The 20,730-nt window shown below is 39.2% G+C and carries 23 protein-coding genes and 1 pseudogene; 10 read left to right on the top strand and 14 right to left on the bottom strand.

The genetic code is table 11. The features are described 5' to 3' along the window. The 3 genes from CVT13_RS05210 (at position 1) to CVT13_RS05200 (ending at position 2,075) form a co-directional block, all read left to right on the top strand. Positions 1 to 1,008 (top strand): FecCD family ABC transporter permease, encoded by a 1,008-nt coding sequence (locus tag CVT13_RS05210; protein WP_107811835.1) that lies wholly within the window; start codon positions 1 to 3, stop codon positions 1,006 to 1,008. Beyond that, positions 1,008 to 1,781, top strand: a complete 774-nt coding sequence (locus CVT13_RS05205; protein WP_107811834.1) for an ABC transporter ATP-binding protein — start codon at positions 1,008 to 1,010, stop codon at positions 1,779 to 1,781. The genes CVT13_RS05210 and CVT13_RS05205 overlap by 1 nt, the downstream gene beginning before the upstream one ends. An 87-nt stretch (positions 1,782 to 1,868) precedes the next feature. Next, positions 1,869 to 2,075, top strand: a complete 207-nt coding sequence (locus CVT13_RS05200; protein ID WP_107811861.1) for an excalibur calcium-binding domain-containing protein — start codon at positions 1,869 to 1,871, stop codon at positions 2,073 to 2,075. Positions 2,076 to 2,150: 75 nt separating this feature from the next. Here CVT13_RS05200 and recG read toward each other — a convergent pair whose 3' ends face one another. Genes recG through CVT13_RS05185 form a run of 3 tightly spaced genes read right to left on the bottom strand, consistent with a single transcriptional unit; the run spans position 2,151 to position 6,234 of the window. Beyond that, entirely contained in the window at positions 2,151 to 3,968 is a 1,818-nt protein-coding gene (gene recG, locus CVT13_RS05195; RefSeq protein ID WP_107811833.1) for an ATP-dependent DNA helicase RecG, read from the bottom strand. After that, positions 3,958 to 5,187, bottom strand: a complete 1,230-nt coding sequence (locus CVT13_RS05190) for a M16 family metallopeptidase (RefSeq protein ID WP_107811832.1) — start codon at positions 5,185 to 5,187, stop codon at positions 3,958 to 3,960. The genes recG and CVT13_RS05190 overlap by 11 nt, the downstream gene beginning before the upstream one ends. Beyond that, a complete protein-coding gene (locus CVT13_RS05185; protein WP_087579812.1) occupies positions 5,188 to 6,234 on the bottom strand; it encodes a dehypoxanthine futalosine cyclase in 1,047 nt (348 codons plus the stop codon). Positions 6,235 to 6,366: 132 nt separating this feature from the next. Between CVT13_RS05185 and CVT13_RS05180 the strand changes: the two genes are divergently transcribed. Next, positions 6,367 to 6,579, top strand: coding sequence for a hypothetical protein (locus CVT13_RS05180; protein WP_021087694.1), 213 nt, complete (start codon positions 6,367 to 6,369; stop codon positions 6,577 to 6,579). A gap of 21 nt (positions 6,580 to 6,600) precedes the next feature. On the opposite strand, the gene CVT13_RS05175 is transcribed toward CVT13_RS05180, so the two are convergent. Next, positions 6,601 to 6,993 (bottom strand): NfeD family protein, encoded by a 393-nt coding sequence (locus tag CVT13_RS05175; protein WP_021090625.1) that lies wholly within the window; start codon positions 6,991 to 6,993, stop codon positions 6,601 to 6,603. Beyond that, entirely contained in the window at positions 6,990 to 7,904 is a 915-nt protein-coding gene (locus CVT13_RS05170) for an SPFH domain-containing protein (protein WP_054196349.1), read from the bottom strand. Before CVT13_RS05170 ends, CVT13_RS05175 begins: the two co-directional genes overlap by 4 nt. Positions 7,905 to 7,984: 80 nt before the next feature. On the opposite strand from CVT13_RS05170, the gene CVT13_RS05165 reads away from it, so the two are divergent. From CVT13_RS05165 to CVT13_RS05155, 3 genes are read left to right on the top strand one after another with little or no spacing between them, the layout of a single operon-like run. Further along, positions 7,985 to 8,413 (top strand): copper resistance protein NlpE, encoded by a 429-nt coding sequence (locus tag CVT13_RS05165; RefSeq protein WP_107811831.1) that lies wholly within the window; start codon positions 7,985 to 7,987, stop codon positions 8,411 to 8,413. A gap of 48 nt (positions 8,414 to 8,461) precedes the next feature. Then, complete coding sequence (locus CVT13_RS05160; protein ID WP_107811830.1) at positions 8,462 to 9,664, top strand: copper resistance protein NlpE; 1,203 nt, start codon at positions 8,462 to 8,464, stop codon at positions 9,662 to 9,664. 1 nt (position 9,665) lies between these two features. After that, the gene (locus CVT13_RS05155; RefSeq protein WP_107811829.1) at positions 9,666 to 10,862 is read left to right on the top strand and encodes an MFS transporter; all 1,197 of its coding nucleotides are present in this window, start codon (positions 9,666 to 9,668) and stop codon (positions 10,860 to 10,862) included. Positions 10,863 to 10,910: 48 nt separating this feature from the next. Here the strand turns inward: CVT13_RS05155 and CVT13_RS05150 are convergent, their stop codons facing one another. From CVT13_RS05150 to CVT13_RS10265, 9 genes and pseudogenes are all read right to left on the bottom strand, one after another. Beyond that, on the bottom strand, positions 10,911 to 11,735 hold the full coding sequence (locus tag CVT13_RS05150; RefSeq protein ID WP_021090925.1) for a CheR family methyltransferase: 825 nt from the start codon (positions 11,733 to 11,735) through the stop codon (positions 10,911 to 10,913). Continuing rightward, complete coding sequence (locus CVT13_RS05145; RefSeq protein ID WP_021090732.1) at positions 11,722 to 12,291, bottom strand: CheB methylesterase domain-containing protein; 570 nt, start codon at positions 12,289 to 12,291, stop codon at positions 11,722 to 11,724. Before CVT13_RS05145 ends, CVT13_RS05150 begins: the two co-directional genes overlap by 14 nt. Before the next feature lie 112 nt (positions 12,292 to 12,403). Further along, positions 12,404 to 12,664 carry a FlhB-like flagellar biosynthesis protein gene (locus CVT13_RS05140; RefSeq protein WP_021090972.1) on the bottom strand — a complete coding sequence of 87 codons (261 nt, stop codon included), beginning with the start codon at positions 12,662 to 12,664 and terminating at the stop codon, positions 12,404 to 12,406. Then, positions 12,664 to 14,295 (bottom strand): flagellar hook-length control protein FliK, encoded by a 1,632-nt coding sequence (locus CVT13_RS05135; protein ID WP_199907276.1) that lies wholly within the window; start codon positions 14,293 to 14,295, stop codon positions 12,664 to 12,666. The genes CVT13_RS05140 and CVT13_RS05135 overlap by 1 nt, the downstream gene beginning before the upstream one ends. A 21-nt stretch (positions 14,296 to 14,316) precedes the next feature. Continuing rightward, positions 14,317 to 15,561, bottom strand: coding sequence for an MFS transporter (locus tag CVT13_RS05130; protein ID WP_107811827.1), 1,245 nt, complete (start codon positions 15,559 to 15,561; stop codon positions 14,317 to 14,319). Next, positions 15,551 to 16,108 (bottom strand): hypothetical protein, encoded by a 558-nt coding sequence (locus CVT13_RS05125; protein WP_234411976.1) that lies wholly within the window; start codon positions 16,106 to 16,108, stop codon positions 15,551 to 15,553. The genes CVT13_RS05130 and CVT13_RS05125 overlap by 11 nt, the downstream gene beginning before the upstream one ends. After that, positions 16,059 to 16,337, bottom strand: a complete 279-nt coding sequence (locus CVT13_RS05120) for an AtpZ/AtpI family protein (RefSeq protein ID WP_107811825.1) — start codon at positions 16,335 to 16,337, stop codon at positions 16,059 to 16,061. Before CVT13_RS05120 ends, CVT13_RS05125 begins: the two co-directional genes overlap by 50 nt. Then, entirely contained in the window at positions 16,337 to 17,620 is a 1,284-nt protein-coding gene (gene hemL, locus CVT13_RS05115; RefSeq protein WP_107811824.1) for a glutamate-1-semialdehyde 2,1-aminomutase, read from the bottom strand. The genes CVT13_RS05120 and hemL overlap by 1 nt, the downstream gene beginning before the upstream one ends. 266 nt (positions 17,621 to 17,886) lie before the next feature. Next, positions 17,887 to 18,222: pseudogene (locus CVT13_RS10265) on the bottom strand (c-type cytochrome); the annotation flags it as partial. Positions 18,223 to 18,305: 83 nt separating this feature from the next. On the opposite strand from CVT13_RS10265, the gene folD reads away from it, so the two are divergent. Genes folD through CVT13_RS05095 form a run of 3 tightly spaced genes read left to right on the top strand, consistent with a single transcriptional unit; the run spans position 18,306 to position 20,720 of the window. Beyond that, the gene (gene folD / locus CVT13_RS05105) at positions 18,306 to 19,166 is read left to right on the top strand and encodes a bifunctional methylenetetrahydrofolate dehydrogenase/methenyltetrahydrofolate cyclohydrolase FolD (RefSeq protein ID WP_107811822.1); all 861 of its coding nucleotides are present in this window, start codon (positions 18,306 to 18,308) and stop codon (positions 19,164 to 19,166) included. A gap of 2 nt (positions 19,167 to 19,168) precedes the next feature. Next, on the top strand, positions 19,169 to 20,074 hold the full coding sequence (gene lepB, locus CVT13_RS05100) for a signal peptidase I (protein WP_107811821.1): 906 nt from the start codon (positions 19,169 to 19,171) through the stop codon (positions 20,072 to 20,074). Continuing rightward, positions 20,061 to 20,720, top strand: coding sequence for a site-2 protease family protein (locus tag CVT13_RS05095; RefSeq protein WP_107811820.1), 660 nt, complete (start codon positions 20,061 to 20,063; stop codon positions 20,718 to 20,720). Before lepB ends, CVT13_RS05095 begins: the two co-directional genes overlap by 14 nt. Positions 20,721 to 20,730 lie beyond the last annotated feature (10 nt).

Genomic DNA, 20,730 nt, shown 5'->3' with positions numbered 1-20,730 from the left:
ATGAAAAACGCAAATTTTTCAATAGTTGTTATCTTTTTAGCTCTACTAACGCTTCTTTGCGCCTTTGTCGCACTTGGCGTTGGTAGATTTTACATACCATTTAACGACGTCTTTAGCGTGCTAGCTCACGGCTTTGGTTTTGGAGATGGTGCAGCTAGCAACATCACAAATGTGATAGAAAATTTACGCATCCCGCGTATCATCGCAGCCATCCTTGTTGGAGCCGCTCTTAGCGTGAGTGGTGCGGCCTATCAAGGCGTCTTTAAAAACCAGCTAGTTAGCCCTGATCTTCTTGGCGTCTCAGCGGGCGCTTGCGTGGGAGCAGCCACTGCTATCATCTTTGATCTATCGCTATTTTGGGTGCAGGCTTTTGCCTTTGGCTTTGGCCTAGCAGCCGTTGCTATCACGCTAGCCATACCAAAGATGATGGGTCGCACGAGCACGCTTATGCTAGTTCTTTCTGGTATCATCGTAAGCGGCCTCATGGGCTCAGTGATCGGCTTTTTAAAGTATGTCGCCGACCCTGAGACGAAGTTACCTGACATTGTTTATTGGCAACTTGGTAGCCTTGCAAAGCTTGATAGTGACAACTTAAAATACATAGCTCCAGTGATGATCATCTGCGCCATTTTACTTATCGCCATGAGCTGGCGTATAAATTTACTCTCTCTTGGCGACGAGAGTGCGGCAAGGCTGGGCGTAAATGTCTCATTTGAGCGCGCTGTCATCATCATCTGCGCTACGCTTCTTACAGCATGCAGCGTCTGCATAAGCGGCATAGTCGCTTGGGTGGGACTTCTCATGCCTCACTTAGCGCGCATGCTAGTTGGCGCAAATAACATAAAAAGCATGCCTGCAAGTATATTTATGGGAGCTATGTTTTTGCTTTTTGTTGATACCTTGGCACGCAGTATAAGTGTGAGCGAAGTGCCTCTTGGTGTGCTTACTGGCTTTATCGGCACGGTATTTTTCGTCTGGGTATTATGGCGAAATAAAAAGGTTGCGTGATGCTTGAAGTTAGAAATTTAAACTTTAGCTACCCAAATGGAGCTGGTAAACTAGAAAATGTAAATTTAAAGATAGGTGCAGGTGAAATTTTAACCATACTTGGGCGAAACGGAGCTGGTAAATCAACCACCCTTGGACTAATAAGCGGCTCACTAAAGCCAGTATCTGGAGAAATTTTTCTCGATGGTAAAAACGTAGAGAGTCTAAGCAATAAAGATCGAGCCAAGATCATGGCATATGTGGCTCAAAGCGAGATCACAGAATACGACTACACTGGGCTTGAGTTTATCACGATGGGTCGTGCAGCACACCTTGGTATCTTTGCAAGGCCTAGCAAAGAAGATGAAGAGATAGCTAGGATTTATACTAAAAAGCTTGAGATCAAGTATCTTGAAGAGAAATTTATCACTCAAATGAGTGGCGGCCAAAAGCAAATGTGCATGATCGCACGTGCGATGGCTGCACAGCCAAAGATGATTATATTTGACGAGCCAACGAGCGCGCTTGATTTTGGCAACCAGTATAAATTCCTACGCACTGTTAAATGGCTAAAAGAGCTTGGCTACTCGGTGGTGCTAACTACTCACAACCCTGACTTTGCCGTGCTTCTTGGCGGATATGTCGCACTTGTAAAAGGTGATGGAAATGTTGAGTTTGGCTCAGTCAGCGAGATTATTAAAAGTGAAAATTTAAGTAAACTTTATGGACTCGATCTAAACGTGAGCTACATCGACAAAGTGCAAAGAGAGTGTTGCTTAACATATCCTCTTTAAATTTATCTGCTTTCAAAAGGATAAATTCTTTTGAAAGCACTTTTTGTACTTTTTTGTTATTTCACACATATTGCCTTTGGAGTAAAAATGAAAAAGTTAATTTTGATTTTATTTTTTGCATTGATAGCAAATGCGGCTGATAAATTTGATTGCTCTAAACGCTACTGCAAAGAGATGAAGAGTTGTGAAGAAGCATATCACTATCTAAGAAACTGTGGACGCAGTGGCCTTGACCGTGATCGTGACGGCATACCATGTGAGAATATATGCAAAGAACGTAGAGTAGAAAAATAATTTTATTAAAATTTACTCCGCTAAAATTTAAAGCTAACAAAATCAAATCAAAAATTTAGGTTAAATTGAAAGCAACTAGGCGTTATTTTTAGCAAGCGCCGCCACTCTAGCCTTTGCAGCCTGTGTGATATCATCCTCGTAGTCGTAGAAGTTAAATGTCGCTCCATGCTGAAAAAAGCCGTTTAGTATGTCGCCACTTTGACGGTTTTTCAGATCAAGCTCAGCCACCTTAAAGCCGTCATTTGTCGCGCAAAATTCTTTTAGTCTAGCTGGTGCCTCTTTTAGCTTGGTAAATAAAAAGCAGTATCCATCGCCGCCGTTTCGCCCCACTCTACCACGCAGCTGATGAAGCGTGGCAAGCCCCAGCCGCTCAGCGCCCACGATCACTATCGTATTTAGCCTTGGCAGCGAGATCCCCACCTCAACAACAGTGGTTGAGAGCAAAATTTCGCCCTCTTCTCTAAAGCGCCTTAAAATTTCCTCTTTCTCTTTGTCCTTGCCGTGCGTGACGAAGACATTTTTGAAATTCTTTAGCCAAAAGCCCTGCGCCTCGCTTAGACTTTGGTAGTTTGAGCTCTCGCTGCTCTCGACTAGCGGATAGATGATAGCCACTTGAAAGCCGCCCGCAAGCTGCTTTTTGATGTGAGTTAGCAAAAAGCCAAACTCGCTAGCGCCTAAAATTTGGCTAGTTATATTTTTCTTAAATGGCATCTGCTTTAAAAAGCTAAAATTTACGATCTCAGACTGGATTAAACTTAGCGTCCTTGGTATTGGCGTAGCTGAAAACTGCACGAAATTTGCTCGCTCGTCCTCGCTTGAAGCCAGCTCCTCTATCTTTTTGCGCTGGTTTGAGCCAAAGCGGTGCTGCTCATCGACCATGACAAGCGGCGAGTTTGGCAGCTCGTGAAAGAGTAGCGCATGCGTGCCAACGATCAAATTTACCCCGCTAAAGTCTATCTTTTTCTCCCCGCTTCGCACCAGCATCACATTCATAAAAGCAGGCAAAAGCCTCTTTGCTTCATTATAAATTTGCTCACTTAAGATGCTCGTTGGCGCCATCAAAATGGCACTTTGCGGATAGACGCTAAGAGCAGCTGCTAAGATCACTAGCGTCTTGCCGCTTCCCACATCGCCCATTATGACGCGCCTTTTTGCCTGCACAGCGCTAAGGTCGTCTCTGATATCATTTATGGCATTTATCTGATCATTTGTCGGCGTAAATGGCAAGCCCTTAAGCCAAGAGCTTATATCAAAAAGCTTGATCTTGGGGCTTTTAAAGTAGGTTTTTTTGGCACTTAGCTTTTTTATGTAGTTAAAAATTTCTATAAATTTTAAGATATCCACGCCCTCGCCACCATTTTTTAGGCGATATAAAATTTGCACGCTTTGCTCATCTAGTCTTTGCAGATCAGCTAGAAATTTAGCCTCTTTTTCGTTTAAACCCTCAGCCAGTAAATTTTGTAAATTTATATATTTTAAAACAAGTTTTTTGACTTCATCATCTTTTAGCTCGGTCTTAAATTTAGGCACGATCTGGCCTATTTTTGTGGTGATTTTTGGATTTACGATCTGCCATGAGCCAAAGGCATAGGAGCAAATCCCATATATCGCCATCTCTTTGCCCGTCTTAAAGGCGCCGTAGTGCCAAGACTTTGCGTTAAAAATGACGATCTTTACGCTACTTTGCCACTGCTCGCAAAAGGCAAGTGCTGTTAGCATGCCAGGGCGCGAGGCTAGCGAAGTGATCTTTACGTTTATGCAGACCTGCCCCTCTCTTGGGCTCTTAGCGATAGTCGTATCCTCAAAGTCCTTTGGCAGCACTAGAGCAAGGTCAAGCAGGCTAAGCACGCCTATTTTTAGAAGTTTTGCTCTGTCGCTTGCTTCAAATTTCATTTTTTAGGACGCAAAAACTTAGCTGATTGATCTCTGCGTGGGCTTTTATAAAGCTATTTAGCTCGCTTAGCGAAAGGGCTGAAATTTTATCAAGGTCCTTTAAAAATGCCCCAAGCTCGCCATGCTCATAAAACTCACTTTGCGCGATATCAAGGCGTTTAAATAGCGTCTCTAGCCTAAGCGGTAACGAGCCAAGTAAGAATTTCTTTGCCTGCTCAAGCTCGGCCTCGCTAACTCCTTTTTTACTAAATTTTAAAATTTCCTCTTTTATAACGGCGATAGCCTCATCTTTTTTCTCATTTTTTGTCTGCATGTAGCCATAAATCTGGCTGTAAGAGAGATTTAGCAAATTTCTAGCGTAGGCGCTATAAGCAAGCCCTCTTTTCACGCGTATCTCCTCCATGAGCCTCGAGCCAAAGCCACCCTCGCCTAGGATAAATGTCGCCACTGCGGCCTTGTATTTCTCTTCAGGCTTTACATCAAATGGCGCACCAAAGTAGATGTATGCTTGCTCACTTTGCCTAATGATCTCGCTGCTTTCACACTTGTCACTTGGACTAAAGCGCTCTAGATTTCGCACCTTACCAGGTTTTAGGATTTCTAAAACGCTTGCAAGCTCTTTTGTCTGCTTCTCATCGATGTCGCCACCTAGCACGCAAAGCAGATTTGAAAGGTCTAAATGCTCGTTTAAAAACTTTCTCACATCTTCAAGTGTGATCGCTTTTATGCTCTTTTTAGTGCCGATACTTGGCTGAGCAAGAACGCTTTTTGGGTACAAAAGCTCAAAAAGACCTTGCCTTGCCACGTAGTCAAAGTCGTTTTCATTTGCTGCGATCTCGCCAAGTGTGACTGTTTTGCACCTATTTAGAATTTCATCAGTTAAATTTGGAGCGCTTATAAGCTCTTTTAGCTTGCCGCACGCAAAGACAAAGTGCTCTTTTAGGCAGTTTAGATCGATGCAAAATATCTCAAAGCCGCAGCTTGCATTTAGGCTAATCGCCCTTACTTCAAGCTCTTTAGCGAATTTAGCCGAGCCCAGCTTCATATCACCCTCGTTTAGCAAATTTGCACTTAGTCTTGCAAGGCCTGCTAGTTTGCCATTTTGTGAGCTACCAGCTGCTTTGAAAACTAGTTTTAGGCTCACTACTGGCATCGCTTTTGAGCTTTCAAAAACGACTGGGATTTTTACATTTTTTACATTGATATCTAAAATTTTCATCTAAAATTTCTCCAAAATATCATAGTTTGTGTTGCGCTTAGCTGGAATTTCTCCGACATCTTTTATAAGCTCAATCATCTGATCTTGATTCATCCTAAAGCTTGCTCCTGCCGCCTTTACGACGTTTTCTTCCATCATTGTGCTACCAAGGTCGTTTGCACCAAAAAGAAGCGCTAGCTGGCCTACGTAGCTACCCTGCGTGACCCAGCTGCTTTGGATATTTTTAAAGTTATCCAAAAAGAGCCTTGAGACTGCAAGAAGCCTTAGATAGACGTTTGAGCTTTGCTTTTTGATCTCTGGAAATTCTTGCATGAGCTTTGTATTTAGCCCTTGAAAGCTCCAAAGTATAAATGCCCTAAATCCAGCCGTTTCATCTTGTAAATTTCTGATATGCTCCCAGTGCTCGACGATCTCGCGAGTGCTCTCAACCGTGCCAAACATCATCGTAGCAGTCGTTTTCATGCCAAGCTCGTGCGCCTCTTTGTGTATGCGAAGCCAGTCTGCGGTGTCGCACTTTTTTGGGGCGATGATGTCACGCACCCTGTCACTTAAAATCTCCGCTCCAGCCCCTGGCATCGAGTATAAGCCCTTTTCATTTAGGCGTCTTAAGACCTCTTTTGTAGAAATTTTTGAAACTCTTGCGATGTAGTCGATCTCAACGGCTGAGAAGCCATGTATCGTGATGCTTGGATAGTGCTTGCTGATGTAGCCGACAAGCTCCTCGTACCACTCGATCTTTAGCTTTGGATGAACGCCACCTTGAAATAAAATTTGCGTGCCGCCAATGGCGATTAGCTCCTCGATCTTCTTGCCGATCTCCTCAAAACTTAGAACGTATGCGTCTTCCTCTTTTGCGTGGCGGTAAAATGCGCAAAATTTACAATCCACCCAGCAGACGTTTGTATAGTTGATGTTGCGATCTACGATAAAGGTCGTTATGCCCTCTGGATGAAGCTCTTTTTTCCTAGCTAGCGCCATCTTGCCAAGCTCGTGAAGCGGTGCATTTTCTATGAGATCGATGGCTTCATTTACACTAAGTCTTTTCAAATTTAACCTTTTATTTTGCTTATTTTTGGGCGAAAGTTTAGCCAAAAATGCTTTTAAATATGATAAATCAGGCGTTATGAAAAATTAATTTTTAAAGGCTAAAATGTGAGAAATTCTTTAAAGGAGCAAGTTATGAAAAAGGTGATATTTGCCGTTATCTGCGGGCTATTTTTAGTTGGTTGTGCCAAAAATGAGCCAAAGCCAGCTGGGCCTCAAGGTGCAAGCTGTGGATGTGCTCATCATCAAAAAATGATGCAAGAAAATATGCCAAGCTGCCCACATCATGGCATGCAAGGTGCGATGCATGAGCAAATGCCAGCAGGCTGCCCAGCTCACGCAAAATAGTAAAAGTGCCAAATGGCACTTTTATTTTAATATCACCTTGTCACCTTTGGTGCCAAGAACCGTCACTTTTTCTCCGTTAGCTAAATTTCCATCATATTTCCAAAGAGTGCCTTTGAAATAGACCATATTTTCTCTGATCTCGCCAACGCCGGCTTCGTCTAAAAATTCCTCGTTAAAGCTCTCTTTTCTGGACATAAATTTACTCTTTAACGGCGCTTTTAAAAGCACAAGGAGCACGATCGCAATCGCTGCTGTAATTAAAATTTGATAGCTCCAAGCAAAACTAAAACCAAAATTTATAGCTCCAACTACGATAAAAGCTATACCAAAAAACAGCAAATAAAATGAGAAAAAGATAAACTCGGTGATGCATAAAACCACACCGATTGCTATCATTATAAAAGGGCTGATCACGCCTTATCCTTAGCTAGGAAATTTTTCAAAACACTAAGGGAGCCAATAAGCTCAGTCGCCTCGTAAGGGACTAAAATTTTATCTTTTGAGCTATTTTTAGCTAGCTCGCTAAATGCCCCGACTCTATCGCGAGCGAGCAAAAATTCTGCTGCATTTGCGTTTTTACTCATGCTGTCATTTATCATATCCATGGCCTCTTTTTGAGCCGTTGCGATAGCGATTTGTTCGTATTTTTTCGCATCAGCCATACGCTCTATAGCCTCTGCTTGAAGCACTTTTTCTTGTTTTAGCGCCTCTGCGTTGCGAATTAACGCCTCTTTTTCAGCCAAGGCTTTTAGCTCGATCGCACGTTTTTCACGCTCAGCTTTCATCTGCATATTCATCGCCTCTTCGATGCCAAGTGGGACAGAAATTTCAGAAATTTCTACACGCATAATCTTTACGCCCCAGTTACCAGCAGCGTCGCCAAGAGCCACTTGAAGTGCGGCATTTAGGCGGTCACGTGAGCTTAGTGTATCGTCAAGATTCATCGCGCCTATCTCACCACGAAGCGTTGTCATGGCTAAATTTGCAATGGCACGTTTGTAGTTATCGACATTATAAACTGCCATTTTTGCATCAAAAACCTTTAAAAAGACGATACCATCGACGCTTATGTTTACGTTATCTTTTGTGATGACTTGCTGTTTTGTGATATCTACGAGCTGCTCTTTTACGGTAATTATCGCTCTTATTTGATCGACAAATGGGATGATTATGTGAAATCCGCCGTCAAGCACTTTATGAAATTTACCAAGTCGCTCGATGAGTAGATTATCAGCTTGTGAGACGATCTTGATACCAGCCTTTAAAAACAAGAACGCAAAGATAACCAGAACTACGACTAAAACGCCAAATGCTTCGATTTGCATTTTTACTCCTTTAATTTATAATTTGTTATTTTCTTAAGTATTATAATACATTTTAAATTTTATTTTCAAAAAGGATTAGCATGAAAAATTTTATATTTGCACTAAGTGCGGCTCTACTTTTGGCAGGTTGTGCCTCATCTAGCCAAAACGCAAACATCCCACAAGGCAAATGTGAAGTAAAAGGTAGCTGCATGGCTCCAGTAAGCAGCATCGAGGGCACTTACAAGGCATTTTTACCTTGCGCTAGCTGCATGGGCATAGACTCAACCCTTACACTAAAAAAAGACGGCACATTTGAAAGTGTGATGAACTACAAGTCAAAAGACAACTACAAAGCCGTTAGCAAAGGCAAATACTCAATAGAAAATGGTGTGATAACAACGATTGATGAGTATAAAGAAAAAAGCTTTTATAAAATAGAAGGCGAGAACCTAAAAATGCTAGATATGGATCAAAAAGAGGTCACTGGCGAGCTAAAAGATAAATACATCTTTAAACGCGTAAAATAAATTTTAAAGGCAAAATGATATAATTTTGCAATTTTTAAGGAGTTGCAAATGAAATATCTTTTTGCCATACTTATCTCATTTTTCATCCTTGGCTGCGCAAAAAATGAAAATTTAGAGCCAAAACAAAACACACAAAATACAGTAAAAGAAGACAAACCGCTAGTTCAGGCAGATACACCAAAGAAGCCAGAAAAGCTAATACTTCCAAACTCAATTTATAGTAGTTTTCACACTATTTTGCCTTGCCCAAATTGCGAAGGCATAAAAACTATCATTACGCTAAATAAAGACAAAACCTACACAAAAACAATGCTTACTATGGATAAAGAAGTAAGCTTGGTTGAAAAAAATGGTACGTTTGATGTTGATGATAGTGCTATCATTTTAAAAGATGAAAATGGCAATCTTAGCTACTTTGCGCCAAATAAAAACTCACTTCTTCAGCTTGATGACAAGAAAAATAAGCGAGTTGGCGTGCTAGCTCAAATTTATAATTTTGAACCGGTAAATAAAGCTTACAAAGATAGTTTTTTTGCTAAATTTTATAAATTTAAAAACAAAGATAACTTTTTAGATATCGTAATCGTGCCAAGTAAAAATGGTGCGAAAATAAGTTTTTATTCATCGTTAAAAAATGGCTCGCCACTTTGCGAGTTTAGCTCTGAGCTACTTTACGACAAGGGAATTTTTTACCTTTTAGATAAAAAAGGCATTGCTCTAAGCATACACAGAATAAATAATGCAATTTTTCTAGTGGCAAATGACAAAATTTGTAAAAATGCTCACATAAGCGGACGATATAAAAAAGATAAAGATCAAAAAAATCTCTTTGGCAAAGGCTTTTTTGCAGAGCTGACAAACGAATCAGCAAATAGAGATGTGATAAAAATTTATGGCTCAAAAAATATAAAACGAGATAACACAAAAAAAGAAAACAGCTACATCGTAACAAACAAAAATGAAAGAATTTTTGAATACACCTTGCTAAATGGCATTATCACAAGCATTGAAATTTATTCAAACGAGTTTAAAACTCCAGAAAATATCAGCCTTAAATCAAATTTCAAAGATATAAAAAATTCTCTTGTCATTTCTAAATTTCGTAGTGATAAAAGCAACATCTATCTAAAAATAGATAGCCACGATATACTAATCACACTAAAAAATACACTTGCCAAAGAGATAACAAGCCTAAACGATATACCAGATGAAACAAAGATAGAGCAAATAACGCTAATGTGGAATCAATAAGTTGAAAGAATATCTTAAACTTTTAAAAGAAGAGAGAAATTTTCGCCTCTTAAGCATCATTCAGCTTATATGCTATTTTGGCGTATGGTTTTCGCACACAGGTATTTTTACACTTCTTATCAAGCTTGACGCTCCTGTTTGGGCGATCACGCTAAGTGCAGCGATGGCATTTATCCCAGGTGTTGTCATAGCTCCATTTAGTGGAATTTTAGTTGATAAATTTAGCCCAAAGCCAATGCTTGTCATCATGATGGCAGTTGAGACGATAAGCGTTTTCATGCTTCTTTTTATAGACTCACTTGATTTTTTATGGCTACTTTTACTTATCATTTTTGTTAGAAATGGCACTGGTGGAATGTATTTTCAAGTAGAGATGAGCGTGCTGCCAAAAATTTTAAGCAAAGAAAATCTCAAACTCGCAAACGAGATCCACTCCATTATCTGGGCGGTCTCATACACTGCTGGTATGGGGCTAGCTGGAGTTTATATACATTTTTTTGGGATAAAAAGCGCATTTTTGCTTGATGGCATACTATACATTTTTAGCTTTGGATTTTTATATTTTTTAAATTTGCAAGGTCTAAAGCCAGAATTTATAGAAAAACCACTAAAAATGCTAAAAAATGGGCTTAAATATCTAAAAGAAAATAGACTTATCGTGCATCTTATATTTTTGCACGCCTTTGTTGGCATTACTGCTTATGACGCATTGATCGCACTTTTGGCTGATTACAAATATGCAAATTTACTCTCGACATCATTAATTATAGGACTATTAAATACCTCAAGATCCATTTCACTTATGTTTGCTCCAGCTATACTTAGTAAATTTATAAATAAAAATACGCTTATTTTCGTATATATCGGTCAAGGCCTTGGTATCATTATTTGGGCTTTATCGCTTTGGAATTTTTATCTATCGCTTATTGGCATTATCTTCGCTGGATTTTGCACATCAAGTCTTTGGAGCTACACCTATACAATGCTTCAGCAAAACTGCAAAAAAGAATTTTATGGCCGAGTGATTGCATATAACGATATGGTTTTTCTTGGCTTTAGCGCTCTCATTTCATTTGTCATTGGACTGCTTTATGATATTGGACTTAGCGTTGAGATGATTGCAAGTTTTATGGGAAGCCTCTTTTTTATAGGGGCTTTTTACTATCACATAGTATTAAAAAGCTACAAAATAAGGTAATTGATTTTAAATTAAGTCGCCTAAGTTAAAAGGCGACTTGGCAAATTTTTATTTTTTTAAATAGTAAGTAGTTCCATTTGAAAAGCGCTTTTCATAAGCTGGAGTGTAAGGCACAAGATCAGCGTGCCCAGCGTAAAGCCTACCATCTGGCTTAAGTAATTTATGAAGTCTCTCAACGCATTTTAATCTAAAATCATCATCAAAATAGATCATCATATTTCTTGAAAGCACGATATCAAATTTTCCTAGGTTAAAAATAGCATCATCAAAAACATTTAAAATTTTAAACTCACACCTTGGTAAAATTTCTTTTTTTATCTTAAATTTATCATCGACTTTTGTAAAAAATCTCTCTTTTTGAAAATCGCTTAACCTATGCAAGCTCCTCTCACTAAAAATGCCATTTTGACAGCTTGCTATGGCTTCTGAGTTTATGTCTATACCTACGATTGAAATTTCATGCTGTTTAAATCCCATCTCATAAGCAAGCATCGCAAGCGAATACGACTCGTCTCCAGTAGAGCAAGGAGCACACAAAATTCTAGCTCCTCCAAGCTCCTTTGCGTAATAGATCACATCTTTAAGTTGAGGCAACTCTCTATAAAAATAAGTCTCATTTACAGTTACTAGATTTAAAATGTCTTGTCGCAAGCTTGAGTTATATCTTATCATCGAAACAAGATCTTTAAAGCTTTTTATCTGACGATCTCTAATAAAAATGGTAATTCGTTGCAACGTAATATCTCTTTTTGGCTCTAGATCAACTCCGCAAAGGGTTTTGATAACGTTCATAAATTCATTAAAACTATCCATATCTTGTGAAGTGTTTGTTTGCATTGTTTTTGTATCTTTTGCGTCATTAGTTAATAGCATTTAAAAAATCCTCCAGCTCTTTTTTTATCATAGTTAGATTTAATGATTTTAAGCTTTGATTTAGCTCTTTTGCACGTTTTGGCATACCATAAACTATCGCGCTCTCTTCATTTTCAGCTATACATTTTGCTCCAGCCTTATAAAGCTTATCAAGCCCAGATGCACCATCATCTCCGATGCCAGTTAGCAAGATAGCTAGGACATTTGCGCTTTTGCAAATTCCTACTCCAGATTTAAACAGCACATCAACATTTGGCGTATATATAGTCTTTTCTTCTGTATTTGGCTTTGCACTGATTGGTAAATTTGGCGACACCACTACATTTTGTTCACAGACATATACGGTATTTTCTTTTAAAATTTTCCTCTCATTTAAAATTTCAACATCCAAGCCACACTCTTTTCCGATTTGCATGGCAAAAGAGTTTATAAACATTTTATTCATGTGCTGGGCTATCACGATGATAGCTCCATTTAGTTTTACGTTTTTTAATAACTTTTTTAAATGCCCAGGCCCGCCAGTAGATGCCCCTATTAATATTAATTTTTGTGCCACAAATAGCCTTTAAAATTTTAATTTAATATTTAGCTTACGCTACTTTTTTGTATATCGTCAATATCCCTGCCACTCTTTATATGCCTTGCTAATTTTTAAGCAAATTTATAGATTATTTCTTTGTGATCTTATATAAAAAACTAAAAATTTCAGCAACAGCTTTATATAAATTTGGCGGAATTTCTTGATCAACTTCAACCTTGCTTAAAATTTCAATAAGATCAGGATCCTCTTTGATCGGTATATCATGCTCTTTTGCAAGATCAATTATTCTATTTGCTATCTCTCCAGCGCCACTAGCCAGCACTCTTGGAGCATTATCTTTAGATCTGTTGTAGCCAAGAGCTACTGCTTTTTTCTTATTTACTTGCATTAAATTTTCTTATCAAAGCCCACATCAAGGCCACCAAATTTTTTAAATCTATCATTTAGCTTCACTTTTGACAAAGTTTTGATATTAAAGTTTGAAACTATGAGTCCAAGCTTTGATATTGCCTGTTTTAATTCGCTAGAGTTTGAAAGGATTAGCTCCTTAAACTCATTTGTTTGCGTAGCTACCGAAAGATCAATATATCTTTTATCAATAAGTCCAACCATCACATTTATCTGTCCAAATTTCTTAAAATTTAGATCGATCTGAGCGTAAAATTTATCCTTTTTGCCTTGCTTAAATGCTATATTTCCACCCTCAACGCCGTCCCAAATATAAGGCATATAAGTTTGGATCCCGCCTTGAAGGCTTGATATCATTTGATGCATCTCGATCTGCGAAATCATCTTATTTGCAGCATTTACGCTTTGCGGGTTTTGACTCTTTTCACTGATATTTAAAAGCGTACTTTTTATATCTTGGCTTAGCACCTTTGAAATTTCGCTGCTATTTTTAGTCGCAATGTTATTTATATCGTTTGTAGCGAGATTTAACTGCTTTAAAAGCGCCTTGCTCTCACTTAGCTCATTTTTAGCCAAACTTGCCTTAGCATCAGCAAGACTTAGGCTATGAGCAAGACGCCTCGCCGCACTTTGGAGCTTATCTTGCAAGCTGCCATCCTTTGAGACATCGCTCATCTCATTAAACGCTTTTACAAGCCCTGCTTCATCGCCTATGTTATTTAGCGTTTTTAGATCGTTTTTTATGCTATCAAGGATAGTTTTTAGCTCTTTGTGATTTTGGCTAAAACCAAAATTTTGATTTAGCTTTTCATTTGCTAGGATTGCAACTTTCTCACTTAAATTTGAGATAAAATTTTGCATTTTGCCTATTTGATTTTTTACTAGCTCGCCATTTTGATCTTTTGAAAAATTTTTATCTAAAAATTTAACCACATTATCAAGCTTATCAACATCTTTTAAAAGGGTTTTTATGTTTGAGTTATCAAGGATGTTTTTTGCATCATTGCTCGCTTTTTCAAGTATAGAAGCAAGCTTTGAAAAAGAGTTTTGATTGTCTAATTTTTCATCATTTAGGGTTAAAATTTGATTTAGCAAATTCCCGCTTGAGAGATTTTTTATATCGCTTAGTAGCTTCTGAACCGAGTTTGGAAGCTTCTCTGGGCTAAGTGCGTCTTTTAAATTTGCTTCAAGCATTACGCCTGAGTTTTTGATCTGATCATTTAGTGAGCCAGCTTTTAGATCGGCTATTGGTTTTAGAAATTCTTTTAGTTTTAAAGCAAGATTTTTTATCTCACTATTTTCATTTTGCGTTGCTTCTGCTTCTAAGCTTTTTGCAAGGTCTGATAGCTCGCTGGCTAAATTTGGAGCTATTTTCGTGTCTTTTGCCTGAGATAAAATTTGTTCAGCCTTACTAAGACTTGAAGCACTTTTTAGATCATCAAGCACTCTTGCAACGAGTTTTCCAACATTATCAAGTGTCTCTGAAATACTCTGCTCATTAGGCGTTTGTACGCTTGGCTGATTTTTAAAAAGCGAGCCTTCATTTTTACGAACTGGCACATTTTGAGTAGTATTTTGTCCGGTCTGAACCGAAGTGTTTGATATATTCAAAGAATTTCCTACGTCCATTTTTTACTTTTTATTTTTTCTATCGGCAAAATTTCCATTTTGCTCAATAGTAGCTATGCCAGCCGTTCTCGCAACGAGTCTGTCGTTGTACTCTTTTCTCATGTGCTGTGGTATTGTCTTTTGCGTTAGTGCAAATAAAATAAGTCCAGCAAAAAGCACCAAATAAACATAGATAAAGCCAAATGCTCCAAAAATTTTCATCGCATAGCTCATAAGAAGCGGTGAGAAAAGCGAAGCCAAAGAGTAGCTAAATAGCAAAGCACGTGCGACTTGCACACTCTTTGTTTTATCTGTGATCTCGTCATTTGCCCTAGCCAGAGAAAGTCCATAGGTGCAAAAAATTCCAGCCCCAAAAAAGAATGAAAGCAGATATTCAATCGTTAAATTTTTGCCATTTAGTAAAAACAAAACCGCACTTATTAAAGCCACACTGCTACAAAGCAAAATAGCTGGCCTTCTGCCATATCTATCAGAGAAACTACCGATAAAAACTTGAGCTAAAAAGCCTCCGATCATCGCAACCGTCATAAAAAATGACGCCTCTTTTGTGCCGTATCCTTGAAGCAAGACAAAAAGGCTTGCCATCGAAAAAAAGCCGTTTATTGCTAAGCCTGCAATGAGCGCACCAACAAGAGCGAGCGGGACGATACCAAAAATTTTTGGGATATTTATGGGCTGACGCTCTGGGATTTGAGGCTGATTTATACGGATCAAATTTAATGGAATGCTTGAGAGCATGATAAAAGCTGCGCTTATGATGAAAATTTCAAAGGTTTTAAGATCAAGCGCTAAGATCAAAATGCCAAGTCCAAAACTTGTGTAAAAAACGCCTTCATAAAAGGCTATCACGCGAGATCTTATTTTGTTTGGAATTTTTGCATTTAGCCAGCTTTCTATAACCATCAAAAGCGCGTAGTAGCAATATCCCAAAAATGCACGCAAGATCGCCCAGAATACTAAATTTTGATTTACCGCATGAAGCATAGCTGAGACTGCAAAAATGGCTGAAAAGATGGCAAAGGCTCTAATGTGACCAGTAGTTGAGATGACTCTGTGAGCTGTAATGGTGCTAATTAACGCACCCACAAAAAAGCCTGTATTGATTAATCCAATCTCTAGCTCGCCCACTCCATTTTGCTTAAGAAGTGCGCTGCAAGATGCGATGACTAGGCCATTTCCGATAAAAAGCAAACTCATGCCCAAAAATAGCGGTCCCATCGAGCGGATGATCCTAAAGCTACTTGCCATCAGTGTCCTTTGTGGTATTAAATTTATTCTCCATAAGTCCAAAAACAAATGCACCAATAGGCATCGGAGCAAGCCCCACTAAAAAACCAGATACATTTAGCAAATTTTCATTTTTTAAAAAGATAAATCCAAAAAAAAGTATCGCATAAGCCACCAAGCGGTAAGGCATAAAGGCTGCCACAAAACTCTTATCTTTAAATGAAAATCTCTGCTTTTTTAGCCTTGCTTTCTCATCCTTTAGGTTAAATTCTTTCACCTCTTCTTGAGGAGAAATTTCATCCTCCTCATCCTCGTCCTCTTCTATTGTGGCTAAAATTTCATCTCTAGCATTTTCTAGCCTTGAATTTATACGGTTTTTGTAGGCAAAAAAACTAGCCGTTAGGATGATAAGCGAGGCAAAAAATGAAATTTGCGAGCTTATAAAAAATTGATTTGATATAAATTTGCCAACCGCGCTAAGAGCTAGCCAAAGCGCAAAATAGCAAATCAAAAGTCTACTAATCGTCCTCATCATCGTCTTTTGTATAGCCTTTGTATCTGCTTTCATCTTTTAGCTCATCTAGGCTTTTTATCTGCGCTTTGTAAGCTTTATAGACATTTAAAATAGCAGCTGCGATGCCAATAGCAAAGCCTATCCAAAGGGCTGGCGTGAAATTTGTAGCCTTTTTTACAAAATACCCAAGCCCAGTGCCAAGCAAGATCGCAACTACGATTGAAACGCCAAGACTTAGCTGCTCAGCACCTACTACGATATCTTTTATCTTAAATTTTGCCATTAGGCTTTTATCTCCAAAAATGCCTCTTTAGCTGCACTTACCGCTAGATCAATATCAGCTTCACTCATCGCATCGCAGACAAATCCAGTTTCAAACTGGCTAGGTGCAAGATAAATTCCACGCTTAAGCATCGCTTGGTGAAATTTAGCAAAGAGTTTTGTGTCACTCTTTAGCGCATCGTCGTAGTTTTTTACCACGTGATCTGTAAAAAAGTAGCCAAACATCGAGCCACGAACATCAGTTTGGATAGTAATACCAGCACTCTTTGCAGCCTCTTTAAAGCCAGCCATTAGTTTTAGGGCAAGCTTTTCAAGCCTAGCGTATAAATTTGGATCACTATTTATCTTTGAAATCGCCGCTATGCCAGCACTCATCGCTACTGGGTTGCCACTTAAAGTGCCTGCTTGATAGACAGCGCCATCAGGACTTAAGCAGTCCATTATCTCGGCCTTGCCACCAAATGCAGCGACGTTCATGCCTCCGCCTATAACCTTGCCAAATGTGATGAGATCAGCGTCCACCTCGTGAAATGGATATGAGCCAAAGCGAGAAGCTCTAAAACCGCTCATAACCTCATCAAGGATAAGCACAGCGCCAAATTTATCGCAAAGCGCTCTAAGCTCCTCTAAAAATTTCTTATCAGCTGGCACAAGCCCCATATTTCCTGCAATTGGCTCGATTATGACGACGCCTATTTTGTCTTTATTATTTTCAAAGATAGCTTTTACGCTCTCGATGTCGTTGTAGATAGCTAAAAAAGTGTTTTTCACAACGTCTTGTGGTACGCCGCTGCTTGAAGCGTTGCCGTATGTCGTTGCACCGCTTCCTGCTTTGATAAGAAGTGCGTCGCTGTGTCCGTGGTAGCAGCCTTCAAATTTTATTAGACCATCTTTTTTGGCATATCCTCTAGCCACTCTTATCGCGCTCATAGTGGCCTCTGTGCCAGAGCTTACGAAGCGAATTTTATCTATTTGTTTAAACTCATCGCATATTAGCTTTGCTAGAGCGGTCTCTTTTGGAGATGCCGCGCCGTAAGATACGCCTTGTTTTACAGCAGAGATGATCGCCTCTTCGATATCTTTGTCGCAGTGGCCAAATATGAGCGGTCCCCAGCTTTGGATAAAGTCAAGATACTTTTTGCCCTCGACATCATAGATATAAGCACCCCTAGCGTGATCGATCATTACAGGCTCACCACCAACACTTCCAAATGCACGTACTGGCGAATTTACGCCGCCTGGGATATATTTTTTGGCTTCGCTAAATGCCTCTTTATTTGTCATTTTTTATCCTTTTGATTTTGTGTTTTTAAATTTATTTTTTGATTATCTTTTTGATTTGTTACTGGTTTTACTGGCGACTTTGGTGCTTGCGTAGTAGCGGTTTTTGCTGACTCAGCTGGCTTAGCTGTGGTAGTTTTAGCTAGCTCTGCTGGTTTTGTAGCAGGGGCGACTTTAGCAGATTGCTCTGGCTGTTTTTGTGTCGTATCAGTGGAAACTGGCCTACTTAAATTTTGCGCTTTTGCTGCTTTTGAAGGAGTATTTATCTTATTTGTAATGTATTCATAAAGAATCGTAGTCTCCTCGTCTGTCAAAAAATAGCTTGGCATGACGCCTTTTGGCTTAGTTAAAGCGGCTTTAAAGCTTTCAAAATCTATATCATTTATCTTTGGTGCTCTAAGCTCATCATCAACCGTTTTGTTTGCCTTTTTGTCAAAGTGTTTGTATTTAGAGATTAGACTGCCCTCACCCTTTGTGCCGTGACATTTATCACATCCTATGCCACGTGGATTTAGGTAGAGCATCTTGGCATATTCGGTCTTTGTGATAAAATCAGCACCAAAAATCGCTACACAAAAAAGCAAAATCAAAAAAACAGACCGCATAAACCTCTCTTTAAAAATTTTAATTTAATTTTAGGTATGATACCACCCTTGTGATTAAAAAAGCTTTTAAATAAGGATCCAACATGAAAATTTTAGACGGCAAAGCCGTATCTTTAAAGGTCAAAGAAAGCGTAAAAGTAAGAGCTGAAGAACTAAAAAAATTTGGCGTAGAGCCAACCCTAGCTGTCATCTTAGTAGGCGAAGATAAAGCATCTCAGACATACGTTAGAGCCAAAGAAAAAGCCTGCAACGAATACGGCATAAAAAGCGTAGCTCACCGTCTAAGCGAAAATACAACTCAAGCAGAGCTTCTAGCACTTATAAATGTGCTAAATTTAGACGATAGTATCCATGGAATTTTAGTACAGTTGCCACTTCCAAAACATATAGATACAAACACCGTTTTAGCAACGATCGATCCAGCAAAAGACGTAGATGGCTTTCACGCTGTAAATGTTGGCAAACTTGTTAGTGGGCTAGATGGCTTTGTGCCTTGCACACCGCTTGGCGTGATGGAAATTTTAAAAGAGTATAGCATTGATGTGGCTGGACTAAACGCGGTGGTGATCGGTAGAAGTAATATCGTTGGCAAGCCTATGGCAAATTTGCTTTTAAACGCCTCAGCAACCGTTACCGTGACTCACAGCAAGACTAAAAATTTAAAAGAAATTTGTAAAAATACTGACCTCATCGTCGCAGCCATTGGCAAGCCATTTTTCTTAAAGGCGGACATGGTAAAAGATGGCGCAGTAGTCGTTGATGTGGGCATAAACAGACTTGATGATGGCAGACTTGTGGGCGATGTGGATTTTAATGAAGTCGCACCAAAATGCTCATACATCACACCAGTTCCTGGGGGCGTTGGTCCGATGACGATTGCGATGCTTTTAAATAATACAATCCTTGCAGCCCAAGCCAAGATAGATAGCCACAAAAGAGCGTAATAATGAAAAAATTTTTTACTAAATTTTATGACTTTTGCTCGAGCTGGACAGGCACTGTCATCATCGTGCTTTTTGTTATATTTTTCATAGCTCAAGCCTTTGTTATCCCGTCTGGTTCGATGAAAAATACGCTTTTAGTTGGTGATTTTTTATTTGCAAAAAAATTTGTTTATGGTATACCAACACCAAGAATTCCATGGCTTGAGGTAAAAATTTTACCCGAGCTAAATGACAATGGGCATCTTATTACAGGCGATGGTCCAGCAAGAGGCGATATAGTCGTCTTTCGTTATCCAAAAGATGAAAAGACCCACTTTGTAAAACGCTGCTTTGCCACAAGCGAAGATGAGATAGTATTTACCGAAAAAGCCTTGTATTTGCGTCCAAAAGAGGGAGATGATTTTATAAAAGCAAACTGCCGTGAAAATTTAAATGGTAAAGAGAGCAAATTTGGCTACTCATGCGGCGATATAGCCGAGCTTGATGGTAAGCTTTTCATAAAAGAGCCATATAGATTTAGCGGCATCCACTATGACGAAAATGTAAATTTATTTGAGCAGATGATTTTCATGCTAAATACAAACAAAGATAGTGTTTTTATGAAGCCAGTGCTAATTGGCTCACTACCACAAAATCCAAATTTTAACCTTAATGCATTTTACGTCAAAGTACCAAAAGATGAATACTTCATGATAGGCGACAACCGCGATCACTCAAACGATAGCCGTTTTTGGGGAAGCGTAGCTTACAAGGACATAGTCGGACAGCCTTGGTTTATATATTTTAGCTGGGACAATAACTACAATGTACGCTGGGAGCGTATCGGGCGTTTTGTAGATACGATAGAAAATGACGAATTTTTCACTAACAAAGCTCTAAAAGAAGGCGAAGTAGATGGGCTTCATTGATAACATAGACATAGTTAAAGTCACCACTATCGTCATCTCTTTAATAATCGCTATCGTCGGCCACGAGATCGCTCATGGCTATGTCGCTTATAAATTTGGCGACAACACTGCAAAAAGCCTTGGCAGACTTAGCATAAATCCAATAAAACACATCGACCCAGTTGGCACTATCATCGTGCCACTGGTGCTTTATCTAAGCACTGGCATGATGTTTGGCTGGGCAAAACCAGTGCCTGTAAATACCTACACAGTCGTGCGAAATGGCGGATACAAGGCAGCTATCTACGTAAGTCTAGCTGGCATTTGCTACAACATTATCTTAGGCATTTTATCGCTCTTTGTGTTAAAGGCTTTATTAAATATAGAAACCTTTGCAATTTTACTTCAGTTTTTATTTACGCTTGCGCTTTTAAATTTGATGTTAGCCATCTTCAACCTCTATCCGATCCCACCACTTGACGGCTTTCACGCGCTCGAGTATGCGCTTAGAAATTTTGGCTTTCACGCACTGGCTGAAAAGCTTGAGGGCATCTCGCGATATGGCTTTGTCATCCTTATCATCATCCTCGTCTCGCCTTTAAAAGATACTATCTTTTATCCGACAAGATACGTTTTAGATATCGCAAGTGCATTTATAAATGGCTAAATTTAGAGCA

It is taken from the genome of Campylobacter concisus (genome assembly GCF_003049085.1).
Classification (GTDB): domain Bacteria; phylum Campylobacterota; class Campylobacteria; order Campylobacterales; family Campylobacteraceae; genus Campylobacter_A; species Campylobacter_A concisus_H.
The sequence above is the reverse complement of the archived record's forward strand: the minus strand, read 5'-3'. Positions and strand labels throughout refer to the sequence as shown.

What these genes read in the sequence shown, in the direction of transcription:
- folD (WP_107811822.1), top strand. Translation starts at nt 18,306, where the DNA reads ATGAAAATTTTAGACGGCAAAGCCGTATCTTTAAAGGTCAAAGAAAGC.
- lepB (WP_107811821.1), top strand. Translation starts at nt 19,169, where the DNA reads ATGAAAAAATTTTTTACTAAATTTTATGACTTTTGCTCGAGCTGGACA.
- CVT13_RS05200 (WP_107811861.1), top strand. Translation starts at nt 1,869, where the DNA reads ATGAAAAAGTTAATTTTGATTTTATTTTTTGCATTGATAGCAAATGCG.
- CVT13_RS05150 (WP_021090925.1), bottom strand. Translation starts at nt 11,735, where the DNA reads ATGCTATTAACTAATGACGCAAAAGATACAAAAACAATGCAAACAAAC.
- CVT13_RS05160 (WP_107811830.1), top strand. Translation starts at nt 8,462, where the DNA reads ATGAAATATCTTTTTGCCATACTTATCTCATTTTTCATCCTTGGCTGC.
- CVT13_RS05170 (WP_054196349.1), bottom strand. Translation starts at nt 7,904, where the DNA reads ATGCAAATCGAAGCATTTGGCGTTTTAGTCGTAGTTCTGGTTATCTTT.
- hemL (WP_107811824.1), bottom strand. Translation starts at nt 17,620, where the DNA reads ATGACAAATAAAGAGGCATTTAGCGAAGCCAAAAAATATATCCCAGGC.
- CVT13_RS05140 (WP_021090972.1), bottom strand. Translation starts at nt 12,664, where the DNA reads ATGCAAGTAAATAAGAAAAAAGCAGTAGCTCTTGGCTACAACAGATCT.
- CVT13_RS05125 (WP_234411976.1), bottom strand. Translation starts at nt 16,108, where the DNA reads ATGAAAGCAGATACAAAGGCTATACAAAAGACGATGATGAGGACGATT.
- CVT13_RS05205 (WP_107811834.1), top strand. Translation starts at nt 1,008, where the DNA reads ATGCTTGAAGTTAGAAATTTAAACTTTAGCTACCCAAATGGAGCTGGT.
- CVT13_RS05130 (WP_107811827.1), bottom strand. Translation starts at nt 15,561, where the DNA reads ATGGCAAGTAGCTTTAGGATCATCCGCTCGATGGGACCGCTATTTTTG.
- CVT13_RS05165 (WP_107811831.1), top strand. Translation starts at nt 7,985, where the DNA reads ATGAAAAATTTTATATTTGCACTAAGTGCGGCTCTACTTTTGGCAGGT.
- recG (WP_107811833.1), bottom strand. Translation starts at nt 3,968, where the DNA reads ATGAAATTTGAAGCAAGCGACAGAGCAAAACTTCTAAAAATAGGCGTG.
- CVT13_RS05190 (WP_107811832.1), bottom strand. Translation starts at nt 5,187, where the DNA reads ATGAAAATTTTAGATATCAATGTAAAAAATGTAAAAATCCCAGTCGTT.
- CVT13_RS05180 (WP_021087694.1), top strand. Translation starts at nt 6,367, where the DNA reads ATGAAAAAGGTGATATTTGCCGTTATCTGCGGGCTATTTTTAGTTGGT.
- CVT13_RS05095 (WP_107811820.1), top strand. Translation starts at nt 20,061, where the DNA reads ATGGGCTTCATTGATAACATAGACATAGTTAAAGTCACCACTATCGTC.
- CVT13_RS05120 (WP_107811825.1), bottom strand. Translation starts at nt 16,337, where the DNA reads ATGGCAAAATTTAAGATAAAAGATATCGTAGTAGGTGCTGAGCAGCTA.
- CVT13_RS05210 (WP_107811835.1), top strand. Translation starts at nt 1, where the DNA reads ATGAAAAACGCAAATTTTTCAATAGTTGTTATCTTTTTAGCTCTACTA.